This window comes from Pseudomonas sp. E6002 (assembly GCF_013385565.1).
Taxonomy (GTDB): Bacteria; Pseudomonadota; Gammaproteobacteria; order Pseudomonadales; family Pseudomonadaceae; genus Aquipseudomonas.
Genome location: NZ_JACAPT010000009.1, coordinates 378,121 through 392,258, shown reverse-complemented (window position 1 = coordinate 392,258; position 14,138 = coordinate 378,121). Strand labels below are relative to the sequence as shown.

Annotated in this window: 13 protein-coding genes; 8 read left to right on the top strand and 5 right to left on the bottom strand. The window is 61.1% G+C overall.

The window, feature by feature from the left end; genetic code table 11:
* Positions 1 to 3 precede the first annotated feature (3 nt).
* Both HX815_RS08115 and HX815_RS08110 read left to right on the top strand, forming a co-directional pair.
* A complete protein-coding gene (locus HX815_RS08115; protein ID WP_256351062.1) occupies positions 4 to 2,505 on the top strand; it encodes a fimbria/pilus outer membrane usher protein in 2,502 nt (833 codons plus the stop codon).
* Complete coding sequence (locus HX815_RS08110) at positions 2,471 to 3,061, top strand: hypothetical protein (RefSeq protein ID WP_177028045.1); 591 nt, start codon at positions 2,471 to 2,473, stop codon at positions 3,059 to 3,061. Before HX815_RS08115 ends, HX815_RS08110 begins: the two co-directional genes overlap by 35 nt.
* A gap of 4 nt (positions 3,062 to 3,065) precedes the next feature.
* Here the strand turns inward: HX815_RS08110 and HX815_RS08105 are convergent, their stop codons facing one another.
* Genes HX815_RS08105 through HX815_RS08090 form a run of 4 tightly spaced genes read right to left on the bottom strand, consistent with a single transcriptional unit; the run spans position 3,066 to position 5,913 of the window.
* On the bottom strand, positions 3,066 to 3,803 hold the full coding sequence (locus HX815_RS08105; RefSeq protein ID WP_003213999.1) for an amino acid ABC transporter ATP-binding protein: 738 nt from the start codon (positions 3,801 to 3,803) through the stop codon (positions 3,066 to 3,068).
* Positions 3,790 to 4,440 carry an amino acid ABC transporter permease gene (locus HX815_RS08100; RefSeq protein ID WP_003213996.1) on the bottom strand — a complete coding sequence of 217 codons (651 nt, stop codon included), beginning with the start codon at positions 4,438 to 4,440 and terminating at the stop codon, positions 3,790 to 3,792. The genes HX815_RS08105 and HX815_RS08100 overlap by 14 nt, the downstream gene beginning before the upstream one ends.
* Positions 4,437 to 5,105, bottom strand: a complete 669-nt coding sequence (locus HX815_RS08095; protein WP_003213995.1) for an amino acid ABC transporter permease — start codon at positions 5,103 to 5,105, stop codon at positions 4,437 to 4,439. The genes HX815_RS08100 and HX815_RS08095 overlap by 4 nt, the downstream gene beginning before the upstream one ends.
* Positions 5,106 to 5,127: 22 nt before the next feature.
* Entirely contained in the window at positions 5,128 to 5,913 is a 786-nt protein-coding gene (locus tag HX815_RS08090) for a transporter substrate-binding domain-containing protein (RefSeq protein ID WP_003213993.1), read from the bottom strand.
* A gap of 255 nt (positions 5,914 to 6,168) precedes the next feature.
* Between HX815_RS08090 and HX815_RS08085 the strand changes: the two genes are divergently transcribed.
* The 6 genes from HX815_RS08085 to HX815_RS08060 all read left to right on the top strand — a co-directional run bounded on the left by HX815_RS08085 (position 6,169) and on the right by HX815_RS08060 (position 13,475).
* The gene (locus HX815_RS08085) at positions 6,169 to 6,864 is read left to right on the top strand and encodes a FadR/GntR family transcriptional regulator (RefSeq protein WP_003213991.1); all 696 of its coding nucleotides are present in this window, start codon (positions 6,169 to 6,171) and stop codon (positions 6,862 to 6,864) included.
* 121 nt (positions 6,865 to 6,985) lie between these two features.
* Entirely contained in the window at positions 6,986 to 7,315 is a 330-nt protein-coding gene (trxA, locus tag HX815_RS08080) for a thioredoxin TrxA (protein ID WP_003213989.1), read from the top strand.
* Between the two features lie 234 nt (positions 7,316 to 7,549).
* Positions 7,550 to 8,809 carry a transcription termination factor Rho gene (rho, locus tag HX815_RS08075; protein WP_008438874.1) on the top strand — a complete coding sequence of 420 codons (1,260 nt, stop codon included), beginning with the start codon at positions 7,550 to 7,552 and terminating at the stop codon, positions 8,807 to 8,809.
* Between the two features lie 156 nt (positions 8,810 to 8,965).
* On the top strand, positions 8,966 to 10,951 hold the full coding sequence (locus tag HX815_RS08070) for an acyltransferase family protein (RefSeq protein WP_177028044.1): 1,986 nt from the start codon (positions 8,966 to 8,968) through the stop codon (positions 10,949 to 10,951).
* An 89-nt stretch (positions 10,952 to 11,040) separates the two neighbouring features.
* Positions 11,041 to 12,507, top strand: coding sequence for a 4-hydroxy-3-polyprenylbenzoate decarboxylase (gene ubiD, locus HX815_RS08065; protein WP_008438879.1), 1,467 nt, complete (start codon positions 11,041 to 11,043; stop codon positions 12,505 to 12,507).
* Positions 12,507 to 13,475, top strand: a complete 969-nt coding sequence (locus HX815_RS08060; protein ID WP_003213981.1) for a CDP-6-deoxy-delta-3,4-glucoseen reductase — start codon at positions 12,507 to 12,509, stop codon at positions 13,473 to 13,475. Before ubiD ends, HX815_RS08060 begins: the two co-directional genes overlap by 1 nt.
* Before the next feature lie 150 nt (positions 13,476 to 13,625).
* On the opposite strand, the gene HX815_RS08055 is transcribed toward HX815_RS08060, so the two are convergent.
* Positions 13,626 to 14,102 (bottom strand): sn-glycerol-3-phosphate transporter, encoded by a 477-nt coding sequence (locus HX815_RS08055; RefSeq protein ID WP_177009072.1) that lies wholly within the window; start codon positions 14,100 to 14,102, stop codon positions 13,626 to 13,628.
* Positions 14,103 to 14,138: the final 36 nt, after the last annotated feature.

Here is a 14,138-nt window from a genome sequence, read left to right as displayed (position 1 = left end):
TCTATGAGAAATGCTACCCATGCAAACGATTGGAGCCTCTCTGTACGACCCATTCGAACCTCGGTTTCCCGGACTTGTATCGGCCTGGCAACGCTGTGGAGCCTTCCCGCCTACGCGCTGGAGCTCGGATCGGGTTTTGATCTGGCGGTCTTGTCGGCGAACGGGATCGACCCGAAGGTTGCCCATTATTTTCGCAGTGCTGCGCGATTCCGCGAGGGCGTGCACGTGGTGGGGCTGCAGGTCAACGGCACCTCATTGGGCCTGGTGGAGGCACGCTTCGATTACCAGGGGCAGTTGTGTTTTACCCCGGTCCTGCTGGACAAGGCCGGGTTGCGGTTGCCAGCCGCGATTATTCGGCCGGGTATCGCGCCCGATCAGGCGTGTCATGACTTTCTCGGTGCTTACCCCGCGACCATCGTCAAGTTGCGCCCCGGCAGCGATGAGGTATCGCTGGTGGTGCCTACTCAGTCAATGCGCGAGGCCGAATGGGATGTCGGCAGTTTCTCCCAGGGCGGCACGGCAGCCTTGTTCAATGATGTGCAGGGATTCGAAGAGCGCTTCAACAGCGGCTCTTCCCGCTCGGTTTCGGCCTACACCGAGGCGGGATTCAATATCGGCAACTGGATCGTCCGAAGCCGCCAATTCTTTGTCTCCGATAACGGCAAGCGCAGCAGCGAGCATGTGAATGCCTACGCCCAACGCGATTTCGCGCCCCTGAAGTCGACCTTCCAGGTCGGGCAGATTTCCAGCAACAACCCGGTGTTCGGTGGGTTACAGCTGTCGGGTTTCCAGCTCTCGCCGGATGGCCAATCGCGCAGTCCGGGTGGCAGCAGCGTGGTGGTCGAAGGTTTGGCCCAGAGCCCATCCCGGGTCGAGGTGCGCCAGGCCGGGGTGTTGATCCATACCACACTGGTACCGGAAGGCCCGTTCACGTTGACCGGATTACCCATACTCAATGGCACCAGCGATCTTGAGGTCAGTGTCATTGGCACTCGTGGTGGCAGGCATGGGTTCACCGTCCCTGCCGCGTCCTTTGCGGGGGCGGTACCGATAAAGCCCGGTTATTACTTCTCCCTGGGCAAGATGCGCGGGGCAAATCCGGGTGCCGGGGAGCCTCCGGTCGTGGCGATGGGCAGTGGGACCTGGGGATTGGGGCGCAACTCGTCACTGGGATTCGGCCTGTTGAGTACCGACGAATACCAGGCGGCGGGTGGCGTGTGGAGCAGTGTTTTTTTCCAGCACCTTTCGGTTGGCGTGCGCCAGAACCTGTCTCGCGATGGCCGGGACGAAGTTACCGGGGCTCGCAGCTCAGTCACCGTGGGAAGTCCGCTGTTCGCCGGCATTGAAATGACGTCGAGTGCCACTACCCAGACGCGGGATTATCGCGAAGTACTGGAAGTGGGGCAGTCGACGCGGCGTGACCAGCGGGATGCCCGCTTCAAGGACCAATACACGGTAGGTTTGAGTTGGGTCGACCCGTCCCTGGGAGGCTTTTCCGTCAGTTATTCCCGCAGCTCGCAATTTGATGATCGCTCCGCCGAACACGTCTTTGCCTCATGGAACCAGCAATTCAATGGCACCCAGGTGGCTTTGATTGCGGATTCCCGGGTGGGCGGCTCTCGACCGCGCAAGGTCAGGAACACCGTTCGAGACGAGCGCAGCGATGTGTCGGATAAGGGGCTTTCGCTTCGGTTGCAGGTCACCGTGCCGTTCGGTGGGGATCGCCGCGTCACCTCGTATGCCAGTCGGCGGGGCGACAGGTTCGATCTTGGGACCGCCTTCAGCGATCGGGTCAACGACTATGTGAACTATGAAGTGGGGGTTGCGCGTGAGCAGGCGAGCCGTACACAGGCTGTTCACGCCCGCGTGAATGCCATGCCGCGTTACACCCAGATAGGGTTGGGTGTGCGACATGATTCATTGAGCACCGGGTATACCGGCCAATTGCAGGGCGGCGTGGTGGTCCACGACAGAGGCATGACGTTCTCGCCCTATGCCGTCCAGGACACCTTTGGAATTGTCTCTGTGGGTAATGTCGGGGCAGCCAAGGTTTCGACGCCGCAGGGGCCGGTCTGGACTGACTACCGCGGGCAGGCGGTGATCGCCAGCCTGCCTGCCTACCGCAGCAGCAATGTCGAGGTGCAAACCCAATCCCTGCCCAAGCGCATCGATCTGAAAAACGGCACCAAGGTCCTTGCGGCCGGACGCGGTTCTTTCAACACGATCGATTTCGAAGTAGTGAAAGTGCGCCGTGTATTGCTTGAGGTCCGTGACGCGCAGGGCCAACCCTTGCCCCAGGGAGGCTCGGTTTTCGACAGCAACAATGCTTTCCTGACCAGCGTCGTGGGCGAGGGCATGGTCTTCCTTAACAGCCTGGATGAGTCGCGAGCGCTGAACATCTCCTTGCCAGATTCAAGCACCTGCTTGTTGCAACTGAACCTTGAGCCAGAATCCAATGACGACAAATTCTATGAAACAGGTTCGGCGGTCTGCCGTACCCTCTGAGCCGGTGGGGCCTTTTGACGGTGGACGCCTGCGTCATGGGCTTATCCTTTACCTGCTGCTGTTTGTCGTGGTGTTGGCCAATGAGGCGCGGGCAGATAACTGCCAGGTGTCCTTGAGCCAGCCCCGGGTTGATTACGGTCTGGTCCGCCAGGCCGAGCGGGGCGACCCACAGATCGCGCTGGGCAAGCGCACGCTTCGCCTGAGCATGGCCTGTGAGGTGCCGGTATCCATGGCGCTGCGCTTTACGGGCGTACCCGCCAACCAGCAGGGCTTTCGGTTTGGGCGCCAGGGGCATTTCACCCTGAGCCTGCAGTCCGCTCAAGTCGATGGAAAATCCGTTGAGCTGGTAATGCCGCACCTGTCTGAAGAGCCGGCGACCGGACGATTGCTGCCGGGCCATAGGCTTGCTGCACACGTAGCGGGTATGCCGGTGCATGGGCGCCGCTTCACCGCCCTGGTCAACGTCGAGACCTTCCTGCCTGCTGCTTTGCTGGCCGTCAGGGATGAAACGACATTTGAGGGGCAGGGCGGTTTTGAGTGGGCGCCCGGGGCTTGATGCCTCAGTCCGTGCGCTCCACCGAACCAATGAAGTTGGCCAGCTCGGCGGTCTGCGGATTGGCAAACAGGATTTTCGGGTCGCCCACTTCATGCACCTTGCCCTGGTGCATGAACACCAGCTTGTCACCCACTTCCCGGGCAAAACGCATCTCATGGGTGACCATGATCAGTGTCATGCCATCCTTGGCCAGTTGGCGCACTACGCTGAGCACTTCGTTGACCAGCTCCGGGTCCAGGGCCGAGGTGATTTCATCGCACAGCAGTACTTTGGGCGACATCGCCAGAGCCCGGGCGATTGCTACCCGCTGCTGCTGGCCGCCGGACAAACGATCGGGGAACGCGTCGAACTTCTCCCCCAGCCCAACGCGCTCGAGCATCTGTCGCGCCAATTGTGCGGCCTTGGCTTTCGGCACTTTCTGCACCACTTGCGGCGCAAGCATGACGTTTTCGCCCACCGTCAGGTGTGGGAACAGGTTGAACTGCTGGAACACCATGCCGACTTTCTGCCGCAGGGTGCGCAGGTCGGCGCGGGCGGCGTCGAGGTATTCGCCGTCGACCTCGATCACGCCGTCATTGATCGACTCCAGGCCATTGAGGGTGCGCAGCAGGGTGGATTTGCCCGAGCCGCTGCGACCGATGATCGCCACCACCTGGCCCTCTTCGACACTCAGGTCGATGCCCTTGAGTACGTGGTGATCGCCGTAATACTTATGCAGGGCGGAAATTCTAAGCAGAGGCATGCAGTCTCCTTTCCAGGTAGCGCGCACTGAGGGACAAGGGATAGCAGAGCAGGAAGTAACCCAGCGCCACCAGGCCATAGACCATGAAGGGTTCGAAGGTAGCGTTGGCGAGCATGCCGCCGGTCTTGGTCAGCTCGGTGAAGCCGATGATCGAGGTCACGGCGGTGCCCTTGACCACTTGCACCGAGAAACCCACGGTTGGCGCCACGGCAATGCGCAGGGCCTGGGGCAGGATCACATAGCGCAATTGCTCCAGCGGGTTCAGGGCCAGGCTCGCGGACGCCTCCCATTGGCCGTGGGCGATGGAGTCGACGCAGCCACGCCAGATTTCGGCCAGGTAGGCGCTGGTGAACAGGGTCAAGGCAATCGCCGCCGCCAGCCAGGGCGAAATGTCCACGCCGAGCAAGGCGATGCCGAAGAACACCAGGAACAGTTGCATCAACAGCGGCGTGCCCTGGAACAGTTCGATATAGGTGCGGGCGACATTGCGCGGGAACGCCTTGGTGCTGATGCGCATAGTCATCACCAGCAAGCCGATCACGCCGCCGCCGATGAACGCCACCAGCGACAGCAGCAAGGTCCACTGCAAACCGGTGAGCAGGTTGCGCACGATGTCCCAGAACGAAAAATCACTCATCGGGCGTTCCTCATGACATAGCGCCGGCCGATCCAGTTCAGCAATTGGCGGATCATCAGCGCCATGCACAGGTAGACCAGGGTCGTCAGCGCATAGGTTTCAAAGGCGCGGAAGTTGCGCGACTGGATAAAGTTGGCGGCAAAGCTCAGTTCCTCGGTGGCGATCTGCGAGCAGACCGCCGAGCCGAGCATCACGATGATGATCTGGCTGCTCAGGGCCGGCCAGACCTTGCCCAGCGCGGGCAGCAACACCACATGGCGGAACGCCTCGAAACGTGTCATCGCCAGCGCGGCCGCCGCTTCCAGTTGCCCGCGGGGGATCGCCTGGATCCCGGCGCGGATGATCTCGGTGGAGTACGCCCCCAGGTTGATCACCATCGCCAGCACTGCCGCCTGCCATTCGGTGATTTTCAGGCCGAGGGACGGCAGGCCGAAGAAGATGAAAAACAACTGCACCAGGAACGGCGTGTTGCGGATCAACTCGACGTACACGCCGAAGATCCAACTGAACGGCTGAATCTTCCACGCCCGCACCACGGCGCCGACGATTCCCAGCGCCACGCCCAGTACTGCACCGATGGCGGTCAGTTCAAGTGTGAACAGCGCGCCGCGCAGCAGCAGATCGGTATTGGCCAGGACCGGCACAAAGTCGAATTGATAGGCCATAGGCTAACCCTCGTTACCGCGCTCAGAGATCAGCCGGCAGCGGCTCTTTGAGCCACTGCAATGCATTCTTTTCCAGGCTGCCGTCGGCCTTGGCCGCGACCAGGATCTGGTTCACCTTGTCCAGCAGCGCCGGCTCGTTCTTGTTCACGCCCACGTACACCGGCGAGTCCTTGAGCTTCACTTTCAGTGCCGGCACGCGCTTGGGGTTGCGTTCGCTGATGGCCACCATCACCACGTTGCCGCTGGCGATCAGGTCCACCTGGCCGGCGAGGTAGGCGGCGATGGTCGAGTTGTTGTCTTCAAAGCGCTTGATCGTCGCCTCTTTAGGCGCCACGGCGGTCAGCTCGATGTCTTCGATGGCGCCACGGGTCACGCTGATGGTTTTGCCCTTGAGGTCGTCAACGGTGCTGATCGGCGCATCGGGAGGGCCGAATACGGCGAGGTAGAAGGGCGCGTAGGCCTTGGAGAAGTCGATGACCTTCTCGCGCTCGGCGTTCTTGCCCAGGCTGGAAATCACCAGGTCGACCTTGCCGGTGGTGAGGAACGGGATGCGGTTGGTGCTGTTGACCGGGGTCAGTTCAAGCTTGACCTTGAGCTGGTCGGCCAAAAGCTTTGCGGTGTCGATGTCCAGGCCGCGGGGCTTCATGTCCGGGCCGACCGAGCCGAACGGCGGGAAATCCTGGGGCACGGCCACCTTGAGGGTGCCACGGGCGACGATATCGTCCAGACCGTTGGCCTGGGCGGGCGCCTGGCTCAGCATCAGGCTGGCAAACAGGGCAGTGAGCAGGGCGCTGCAACGCTTGGTCATGGCGACTCTCCGAAAAGGACGAAAGGATTTTCCGGTTTTTGCCAGTGCACAGCCCATGCCAGCACCGCCGTATTTCGCGCCAGAGCCGGTGGCTGTTGAGTCTTGGCGGTCTTACTGGTCTGAACAGTTACTGGGTTTTCTGCACCCTTTTCGAGCGCCGTCAAAACCGCGCGAGCCCCTTTGGGGCGTGGCTTGCCGGGCGCTGCGAATAGCTTTACAACTAGCCGCTCAGTTGACTGGAAACCTGAGTTTCTTATGAATTCCATCGCCCAAGCCGTACCGGAAGTGGCGCTACAGGCCATCCGCAAATTGATCGCTGACGAGGGCTTCGGGCCGGGTGATGCGTTGCCCTCCCAGCGCGACCTGGCGCTGCAATTGGGCGTGAGCCGGGCCTCTTTGCGTGAAGCCTTGTCGTCCCTCAGTGCCTTGGGCGTGGTAAGTGTGCAGCCGGGCAAAGGCGTGTTCGTGCAAGCGGCCGAAGAGCTGCCGGGGTTGGCCTGGCCGTTTACGGCACAGGCGACGCCGCTGGATATCTTTCAACTGCGCTACGCCCTGGAAGGTTTTGCGGCGGGGCTGGCGGCGGTGACGCTGACCACCGGGGAGTTGGACATCCTGGAAGATAACGTCGAGGCGATGCGCAAGGAGCTGAAGGCCGGTGATTTCGAGGCAGCCGCCCGGCTGGACTTCGAATTCCACCGGCGCATCCTGCTGGCCAGCGGCAATCAGGCGATGGTGAGCATCCTCAGCGCCAGTGCCGAGGTGTTCCTGGAGAGCCAGAAACTACCGTTCATCCGGCCGGAGCGGGCCATGGAGACCTGGCAGGAGCACCGCAAGGTCCTCCGTGCCCTGGCCCGACGCGCCAGCGGGGCGGCGCAGAAAAGCATGCAGGAACATGTGCGTAACGCGGCGTTGCGTACAGGGATTGCCTTCATCACTCCCGTAACCCCATGAGTTGGGCTATACCCAAACTCATGCGCCATCATAGGAAGAGTCAATCAGCTGCAGCTTCCTGAACGCGGGAAGGGCGGCTATGATGGGCAACGTTTTTTTTGCTTACAACCCGGAGACATCCATGAGCAACGATCTTATCAAGCACGTCACCGACGCGACCTTCGAGGCCGAAGTACTGAAGGCCCAGGGCCCGGTGCTGGTTGACTACTGGGCTGAGTGGTGCGGTCCTTGCAAAATGATCGCTCCGGTCCTGGACGACATTGCCACCACTTACGAAGGCAAGTTGACCATTGCCAAGCTGAACATCGACGACAACCAGGAAACTCCGGCCAAGCACGGCGTGCGTGGTATCCCGACCCTGATGCTGTTCAAGAACGGCAACGTCGAGGCCACCAAGGTCGGCGCGCTGTCGAAGTCCCAGCTGCAAGCTTTCCTCGACGCCAATATCTAAGCGTCCTCAAAAAGCCCCGCAATTTGCGGGGCTTTTTCGTGAAACAGGGCTAGACGCTCTGAAACTCAGGTGGTACATTCGGCCCCGCACTGGTTTCTCCACTGCCCCCTGCAAGCCGTCGCCGACGCTCTCCTTTTCGATTAGTACGCGATCCTGTCGCCTTCTCTGCGGCGCGGCCTCATTAAGCCAAAAGCTTAATTTCCCCCCCTCCATAAATGATTACGTCATTCCTATATGAATCTGACTGAACTCAAGCAAAAGCCGATTACCGAACTGCTCGAATTGGCCGAACAGATGGGCATAGAAAATATGGCCCGTTCGCGCAAGCAGGACGTGATTTTCTCCCTGCTGAAAAAGCACGCGAAAAGCGGCGAGGAAATCTCCGGTGATGGCGTGCTGGAGATTCTCCAGGACGGCTTCGGCTTCCTCCGCTCTGCAGACGCTTCCTATCTCGCCGGCCCAGACGATATCTACGTCTCGCCGAGCCAGATCCGTCGCTTCAACTTGCGCACCGGTGACACCATCGTTGGCAAGATCCGCCCTCCAAAGGAAGGCGAGCGTTATTTCGCCCTGCTCAAGGTCGACACGATCAACTACGATCGTCCCGAGAACGCGAAAAACAAGATTCTCTTCGAGAACCTGACGCCGCTGTTCCCGACCGTGCGCATGAAGATGGAAGCCGGCAACGGTTCCACCGAAGACTTGACCGGTCGTGTCATCGACCTGTGTGCCCCGATCGGCAAAGGCCAGCGCGGCCTGATCGTGGCCCCGCCGAAAGCCGGCAAGACCATCATGCTGCAGAACATCGCAGCGAACATCGCCCGTAATAACCCTGAAGTTCACCTGATCGTGTTGCTGATCGATGAGCGTCCGGAAGAAGTAACCGAAATGCAGCGCACCGTGCGCGGCGAAGTGGTTGCCTCGACGTTCGATGAGCCGCCAACCCGCCACGTGCAGGTTGCCGAAATGGTGATCGAGAAGGCCAAGCGCCTGGTCGAACACAAGAAAGACGTGGTGATCCTGCTCGACTCCATCACCCGTCTGGCCCGTGCCTACAACACCGTGATCCCAAGCTCCGGCAAGGTGCTCACCGGTGGTGTCGATGCCCACGCCCTGGAGAAACCGAAACGTTTCTTCGGCGCTGCGCGGAACATCGAAGAAGGCGGCTCGCTGACCATCATCGCCACCGCACTGGTTGAAACCGGTTCGAAGATGGATGAAGTGATCTACGAAGAGTTTAAAGGTACCGGCAACATGGAACTGCCTTTGGACCGTCGTATCGCCGAGAAGCGGGTGTTCCCGGCCATCAACATCAACCGTTCCGGCACGCGCCGCGAAGAGTTGCTGACCGCCGATGACGAACTGCAGCGCATGTGGATCCTGCGCAAGCTGCTGCACCCGATGGACGAAGTTGCGGCCATCGAGTTCCTGATCGACAAGCTGAAAACCACCAAGACCAACGACGAGTTCTTCCTGTCGATGAAGCGCAAGTAACACGACGCTTCGGTCAAAAAGGATGGCGCCCCATGGGGCGCCATTTTTTTTGTTTCTGGAAAAGGAGTTTTGGCTTTAGTGTGTGTCTGTTTAGAAACAAATTCGCGTGTGTTACTACACTCGCTGTCCATCCGATCAGGCAAATTACAAGATTTTATGACCATTCTCGCTTATCGCAGGGACATTGACGGCCTGCGTGCCATAGCTGTGCTCGCTGTTGTGCTGTTTCATTTTGGTGTACCGGGCTTTACCGGCGGCTTTGTCGGCGTCGACGTGTTTTTCGTGATCTCCGGCTTCTTGATCACCTCGATCATCTGGCGCGAGCGTGAGGCCGGCCGTTTCAGTTTTGTCAGCTTCTGGGCCAGGCGAGCGCGGCGTATCCTGCCGGCACTGTTCGTGATGATGCTCGGCGCGCTGGTGGTGGGCTGGTTCCTGCTGGCGCCCAAGGATTACAGCGAGTTGGGGCGCTCGATACATAACCAGGTGGTGTTTATCTCCAACCTGTTTTTCATGCGTCAGGACGGTTACTTTGATGTGGCCTCCGATATCAAACCGTTGCTGCATACCTGGTCATTGTCGGTTGAAGAACAGTTCTACATCCTCTTCCCACTGCTGCTGACACTGCTGTCGAGCCGGCTCAAATATTGGCGCACGGCGCTGTTCGTGTTGTTGCTGGTGTCATTCGGCATGAGTACATGGGCGGTGGCCCACGCTCCGGAAAGAGCCTTTTTCCTGCTGCAGATGCGTGCCTGGGAGCTGTTGGCGGGCGCAATGCTGGCGGTAATGCCGATACGCGAGTACCGCGCCAGCCCGGCGTTGGCGCAGGCCGTCAGCCTTGCCGGCCTCGGCCTGATCCTGCTGGCGGTCTTCGCGTATGACCCGAGCACGCCGTTTCCCGGCGCCGCAGCGCTGTTGCCGGTGGTGGGCGTGGTCTGCCTGATTTGGGCCAACGGCCAGCAAACTACCCTGACGAGCAAGCTGCTGGGTAGCCGCTTGCTGGTGGGGATTGGCCTGATCTCCTACTCCTGGTACCTGTGGCACTGGCCGGTGTACGTGTTTGGCAAGTACGCCAGTGTCGACGGGCTGGGCCCGTGGGAGCTTGGTGCACTGTTTGTGTTGAGCCTGGTGCTGGGTTATGCGTCCTGGCGGTTTGTCGAGGCGCCGTTCCGTGAACGTCGGCTGTTGGCAGGGCGCAAGCAAATCCTGGTGGCGGCGGGTATCGCGCTGCTTGGGGTGGGACTGCTCGGCAAAGGCCTGGTCATGACGAAGGGCTTGCCTTGGCGCCTGTCGCCCGAGGCGCTGCAATTTGCCCAGGCGCGCGAGTGGAGCCCGGACCTTATGGCCTGCCTGGTGGATGGTGGGAAAAATCGCCACCATGGATTTTGTCATTTCGGACCTCAGTCCGCGCCGACACGCGCGCTGGTCTGGGGCGATAGCCATGCCACGGCGCTGGTTCCGGCGTTGCGAGACGGCGCCAGCAAGTACGGTGTCAGCGTCACGCAGGCAGGTTATGCCGGTTGCCTGCCGTTTAATCGCAAGGAAAGCGTTCCGGGCTGCCTGGCCTTTAACCAGCAGGTCACGCAGCTGCTCGACAAGGAAACCTTTAGCGACGTGGTGCTGGTGGCGCGCTGGAGCCTGTATGTCTATGGGCAGCGCGATGGTGACACCGAGGCTTCGTTGCTGGACCCGGCGACCGGAACCTATGACCGCGCCTTCGCCGAGCGGCGCTTCGCTGAAAGTCTGGGCGCCCTTGTGCAGCAATTGCGCGCCAGCGGTCATCGGGTGTGGCTGGTCAAGGAAGTCCCCCTGCAGGAATTCAGTCCGCCTTACCGCCTGAGTCGCCTGGCGATGCTCGGCCGGCCCACCGACAAAGAAGGCATGCCCCTGGATGAGCACCTCCAGCGCCAGGCCTATATCAGCAGCGTATTCGAGCGCATGGCGGCGGCTGATCCCGGGGTAAAGGTAATGGATCCGGCGCCCAAGTTATGCAGTGCGAATGACTGGTGCCGGGTGGAACTGGACGGTCAGTCGCTGTACACCGACGACAATCACCTCTCGGCGGTTGGTTCGCGGTATGTCGAGGCGTTTCTTGAACCCTTGTTCAAAGCCTTGCGCGATGAAACCCAGGCATCGGCTCTTTGAGTCTGTGTCGTCGGCAATGCTGCTCAATAAGCTGCCAGCGACCGTAAGAGCAGGTAGGATGTACGCCTATTTTACGGGTGGCATGGTTAATGAAATTCAAGGATCTTCGGGATTTCGTGCAGCAACTTGAGCAGCGCGGAGAGTTGAAACGTATCCAGGTGCCGATTTCCCCGGTCCTGGAGATGACTGAGATTTGCGACCGCACCTTGCGCAACAAGGGCCCGGCGCTGCTGTTCGAAAACCCGGTGGGCTTTGATATCCCGGTGCTCGGCAACCTGTTCGGCACCCCCGACCGCGTGGCGTTTGGCATGGGCGCCGAGTCGGTCAGCGAACTGCGCGAGATCGGCAAGCTGCTGGCCTTCCTCAAGGAGCCCGAGCCACCCAAGGGGCTCAAGGACGCCTGGTCGAAGCTGCCCATCTTCCGCAAGATCATCGCCATGGCCCCCAAGGTCGTGAAAGACGCGGTTTGCCAGGAAGTGGTGATCGAAGGCGAGGATGTCGACCTCGGCATGCTCCCCGTGCAGACCTGCTGGCCTGGCGATGTCGGCCCGCTGATCACCTGGGGCCTGACCGTCACCAAGGGCCCGAACAAGGACCGCCAGAACCTCGGCATCTACCGTCAGCAAGTGATCGGCCGCAACAAGGTCATCATGCGCTGGCTGAGCCACCGTGGCGGCGCCCTGGATTTCCGTGAGTGGTGCGAAAAGCATCCCGGCCAGCCATTCCCTGTTTCCGTGGCCCTGGGCGCCGACCCGGCGACCATCCTCGGCGCCGTCACGCCGGTGCCCGACAGCCTGTCCGAGTACGCTTTCGCGGGCCTGTTGCGCGGCAATCGCACTGAGCTGGTGAAATGCCGCGGTAACGACCTGCAAGTGCCGGCCACCGCCGAAATCATCCTCGAAGGCGTGATTCACCCGGGCGAGATGGCCGATGAAGGCCCCTACGGCGACCACACCGGCTACTACAACGAAGTCGACAGCTTCCCGGTGTTCACCGTCGAGCGCATCACCCACCGGATCAAGCCGATCTACCACAGCACCTACACCGGCCGGCCGCCGGATGAGCCGGCGATCCTCGGCGTGGCGTTGAACGAAGTGTTTGTGCCGATCCTGCAAAAGCAGTTTCCGGAAATCACTGACTTCTACCTGCCGCCCGAAGGCTGCTCGTATCGCATGGCCATCGTGACGATGAAGAAGTCGTACCCCGGCCACGCCAAGCGGGTAATGCTGGGTGTGTGGTCGTTTTTGCGACAGTTCATGTACACCAAGTTCGTTATTGTCACCGACGACGACATCAACGCCCGGGACTGGAACGACGTGATCTGGGCCATCACCACGCGTATGGACCCCAAGCGCGACACGGTGATGATCGACAACACGCCGATCGACTACCTCGACTTTGCTTCCCCGGTATCGGGCCTCGGCTCGAAAATGGGCCTGGACGCCACCCATAAATGGCCGGGTGAAACCACCCGCGAATGGGGCCGCGTGATCGTCAAGGACGAAGCGGTCACTGCCCGTGTCGATGCGCTCTGGAAAGAATTAGGAATAGATTGATGCGTGTAACCCTGCAGCCTTCCGGTGCGGTACTTGAACTGACGCCCGGCGAGCGGATCCTCGAGGGCGCGCGCCGCCTGGGCTACGATTGCCCCCAGGCCTGCCGCAATGGCGTGTGCCACGTGTGCGCGGCGCTGCTGGTGGAAGGCCGGGTGCAGCAAGCCGGTGAGGTGCGTGACCATGGCGAGTTCTATACCTGCATTGCCGAACCGCTGGAAGATTGCATTGTGTTGTGGGATGGCGTGCTGGCGCCGGGAGAATTGCCGGTGCGCAAACTGTCTTGCCAACTGAGTGAATGCGTCGAGGTGGGCGGTGACGTCTGGCGCGTGCGCCTGCGGGCTCCGGCCGGCAAGGCGGTACGCTACCACGCCGGGCAATACCTGATGATCGAGCGGGAAAACGGCGAGAAGTCGGCATTCTCCCTGGCCTCGGCGCCCCACGCCGGGCGCGAGCTGGAATTGCACGTGCTGGCCAGGGAAGACAGCGCCCGCAGCCTGCTGGAGCAGTTGCAGCGCAACCAGATGGCCCGCATCGAAATGCCGTTTGGCGACACCCACCTGGCGGAACTGCCCGACGGGCCGCTGGTGCTGATCGCCGCCGGCACCGGCATGGCCCAGATGCATAGCCTGATCGAACACTGTCGCGCCAGTGGCTTCAAGCACCCGGTGCATCTGTATTGGGGGGTACGTCGACCGGAAGACTTCTACGACATCGAGCACTGGGACCAGTGGCTGCAACTGCCCAACCTGTTCCTGCACAAAGTGGTCAGCGACCTGTGTGGCTGGGAAGGGCGCTGCGGGCTGTTGCATGAAGCGGTGTGCGAAGACATCAGCGACCTCAAGGCCGTGCATGTCTACGCCAGCGGTTCACCGGCGATGATCTACGGCACCCTGGATGCGCTGGTCGAGGCCGGCATGGATGCACACCAGATGCGTGCTGACGTATTTGCCTACGCGCCTCGTCCGTAACCTGTGGCGAGGGAGCTTGCTCCCGCTGGGCTGCGCAGCAGCCCCAAGACAGTCGCTGGGTTCTATCTGAAAACCGCATGAACTTCAGGGGCCGCTTCGCGACCCAGCGGGAGCAAGCTCCCTCGCCACAGAAGCCTTTCAGCGGCTCGATCAGAAACGAACGCCCGTGGTCACCATCGCCGCATTGAACCCGAGCAACACCAGCTCGGCGGCGACCGGCCCGTAGTGGGTGCCCACCGAGGGGATGATCACCGGCGCTACCCCCAGTCCATTCAGCGGAATCTTGTCGCGGTACTTGCCGCGATAGCCCTGGATCAAACCCCCTGTCAGCTTCAAGTACACCGGGTAATCGGGCATGTCGTAGCGTTTGCCGGCATAGGCGTAGTACGAACGCTGGCTGAACGAGTTGCGAAACGTCGCCCCGCCATACACCAGGCCTGACGCTTCATTGCGCTCCAGGCCGATCAGGTCCTGGTTGTTGTTGTGGTCCTTGTCCGGCGCAAAATGCCGGGTGTAGACGCTCGTCTGGGCATACCAGAAGCCTTTTTCGTCCTGGGTCGGCACTTCCGCCGCCAGGGCGGTGGTGGCCTGTGCCAGGAACAACAGGCTGGGCAGTCGGTATTTCATGGAGTGACCTCGGTAGTCGATTCGGTTGGCGGCCAG

Excerpts from the sequence above, each read along its gene's own strand:
- HX815_RS08100 (WP_003213996.1), bottom strand. The coding sequence starts at position 4,440 with ATGAGTGATTTTTCGTTCTGGGACATCGTGCGCAACCTGCTCACCGGT.
- ubiD (WP_008438879.1), top strand. The coding sequence starts at position 11,041 with ATGAAATTCAAGGATCTTCGGGATTTCGTGCAGCAACTTGAGCAGCGC.
- HX815_RS08085 (WP_003213991.1), top strand. The coding sequence starts at position 6,169 with ATGAATTCCATCGCCCAAGCCGTACCGGAAGTGGCGCTACAGGCCATC.
- HX815_RS08105 (WP_003213999.1), bottom strand. The coding sequence starts at position 3,803 with ATGCCTCTGCTTAGAATTTCCGCCCTGCATAAGTATTACGGCGATCAC.
- HX815_RS08090 (WP_003213993.1), bottom strand. The coding sequence starts at position 5,913 with ATGACCAAGCGTTGCAGCGCCCTGCTCACTGCCCTGTTTGCCAGCCTG.
- trxA (WP_003213989.1), top strand. The coding sequence starts at position 6,986 with ATGAGCAACGATCTTATCAAGCACGTCACCGACGCGACCTTCGAGGCC.
- HX815_RS08060 (WP_003213981.1), top strand. The coding sequence starts at position 12,507 with ATGCGTGTAACCCTGCAGCCTTCCGGTGCGGTACTTGAACTGACGCCC.
- HX815_RS08070 (WP_177028044.1), top strand. The coding sequence starts at position 8,966 with ATGACCATTCTCGCTTATCGCAGGGACATTGACGGCCTGCGTGCCATA.
- HX815_RS08110 (WP_177028045.1), top strand. The coding sequence starts at position 2,471 with ATGAAACAGGTTCGGCGGTCTGCCGTACCCTCTGAGCCGGTGGGGCCT.
- HX815_RS08115 (WP_256351062.1), top strand. The coding sequence starts at position 4 with ATGAGAAATGCTACCCATGCAAACGATTGGAGCCTCTCTGTACGACCC.
- HX815_RS08055 (WP_177009072.1), bottom strand. The coding sequence starts at position 14,102 with ATGAAATACCGACTGCCCAGCCTGTTGTTCCTGGCACAGGCCACCACC.
- rho (WP_008438874.1), top strand. The coding sequence starts at position 7,550 with ATGAATCTGACTGAACTCAAGCAAAAGCCGATTACCGAACTGCTCGAA.
- HX815_RS08095 (WP_003213995.1), bottom strand. The coding sequence starts at position 5,105 with ATGGCCTATCAATTCGACTTTGTGCCGGTCCTGGCCAATACCGATCTG.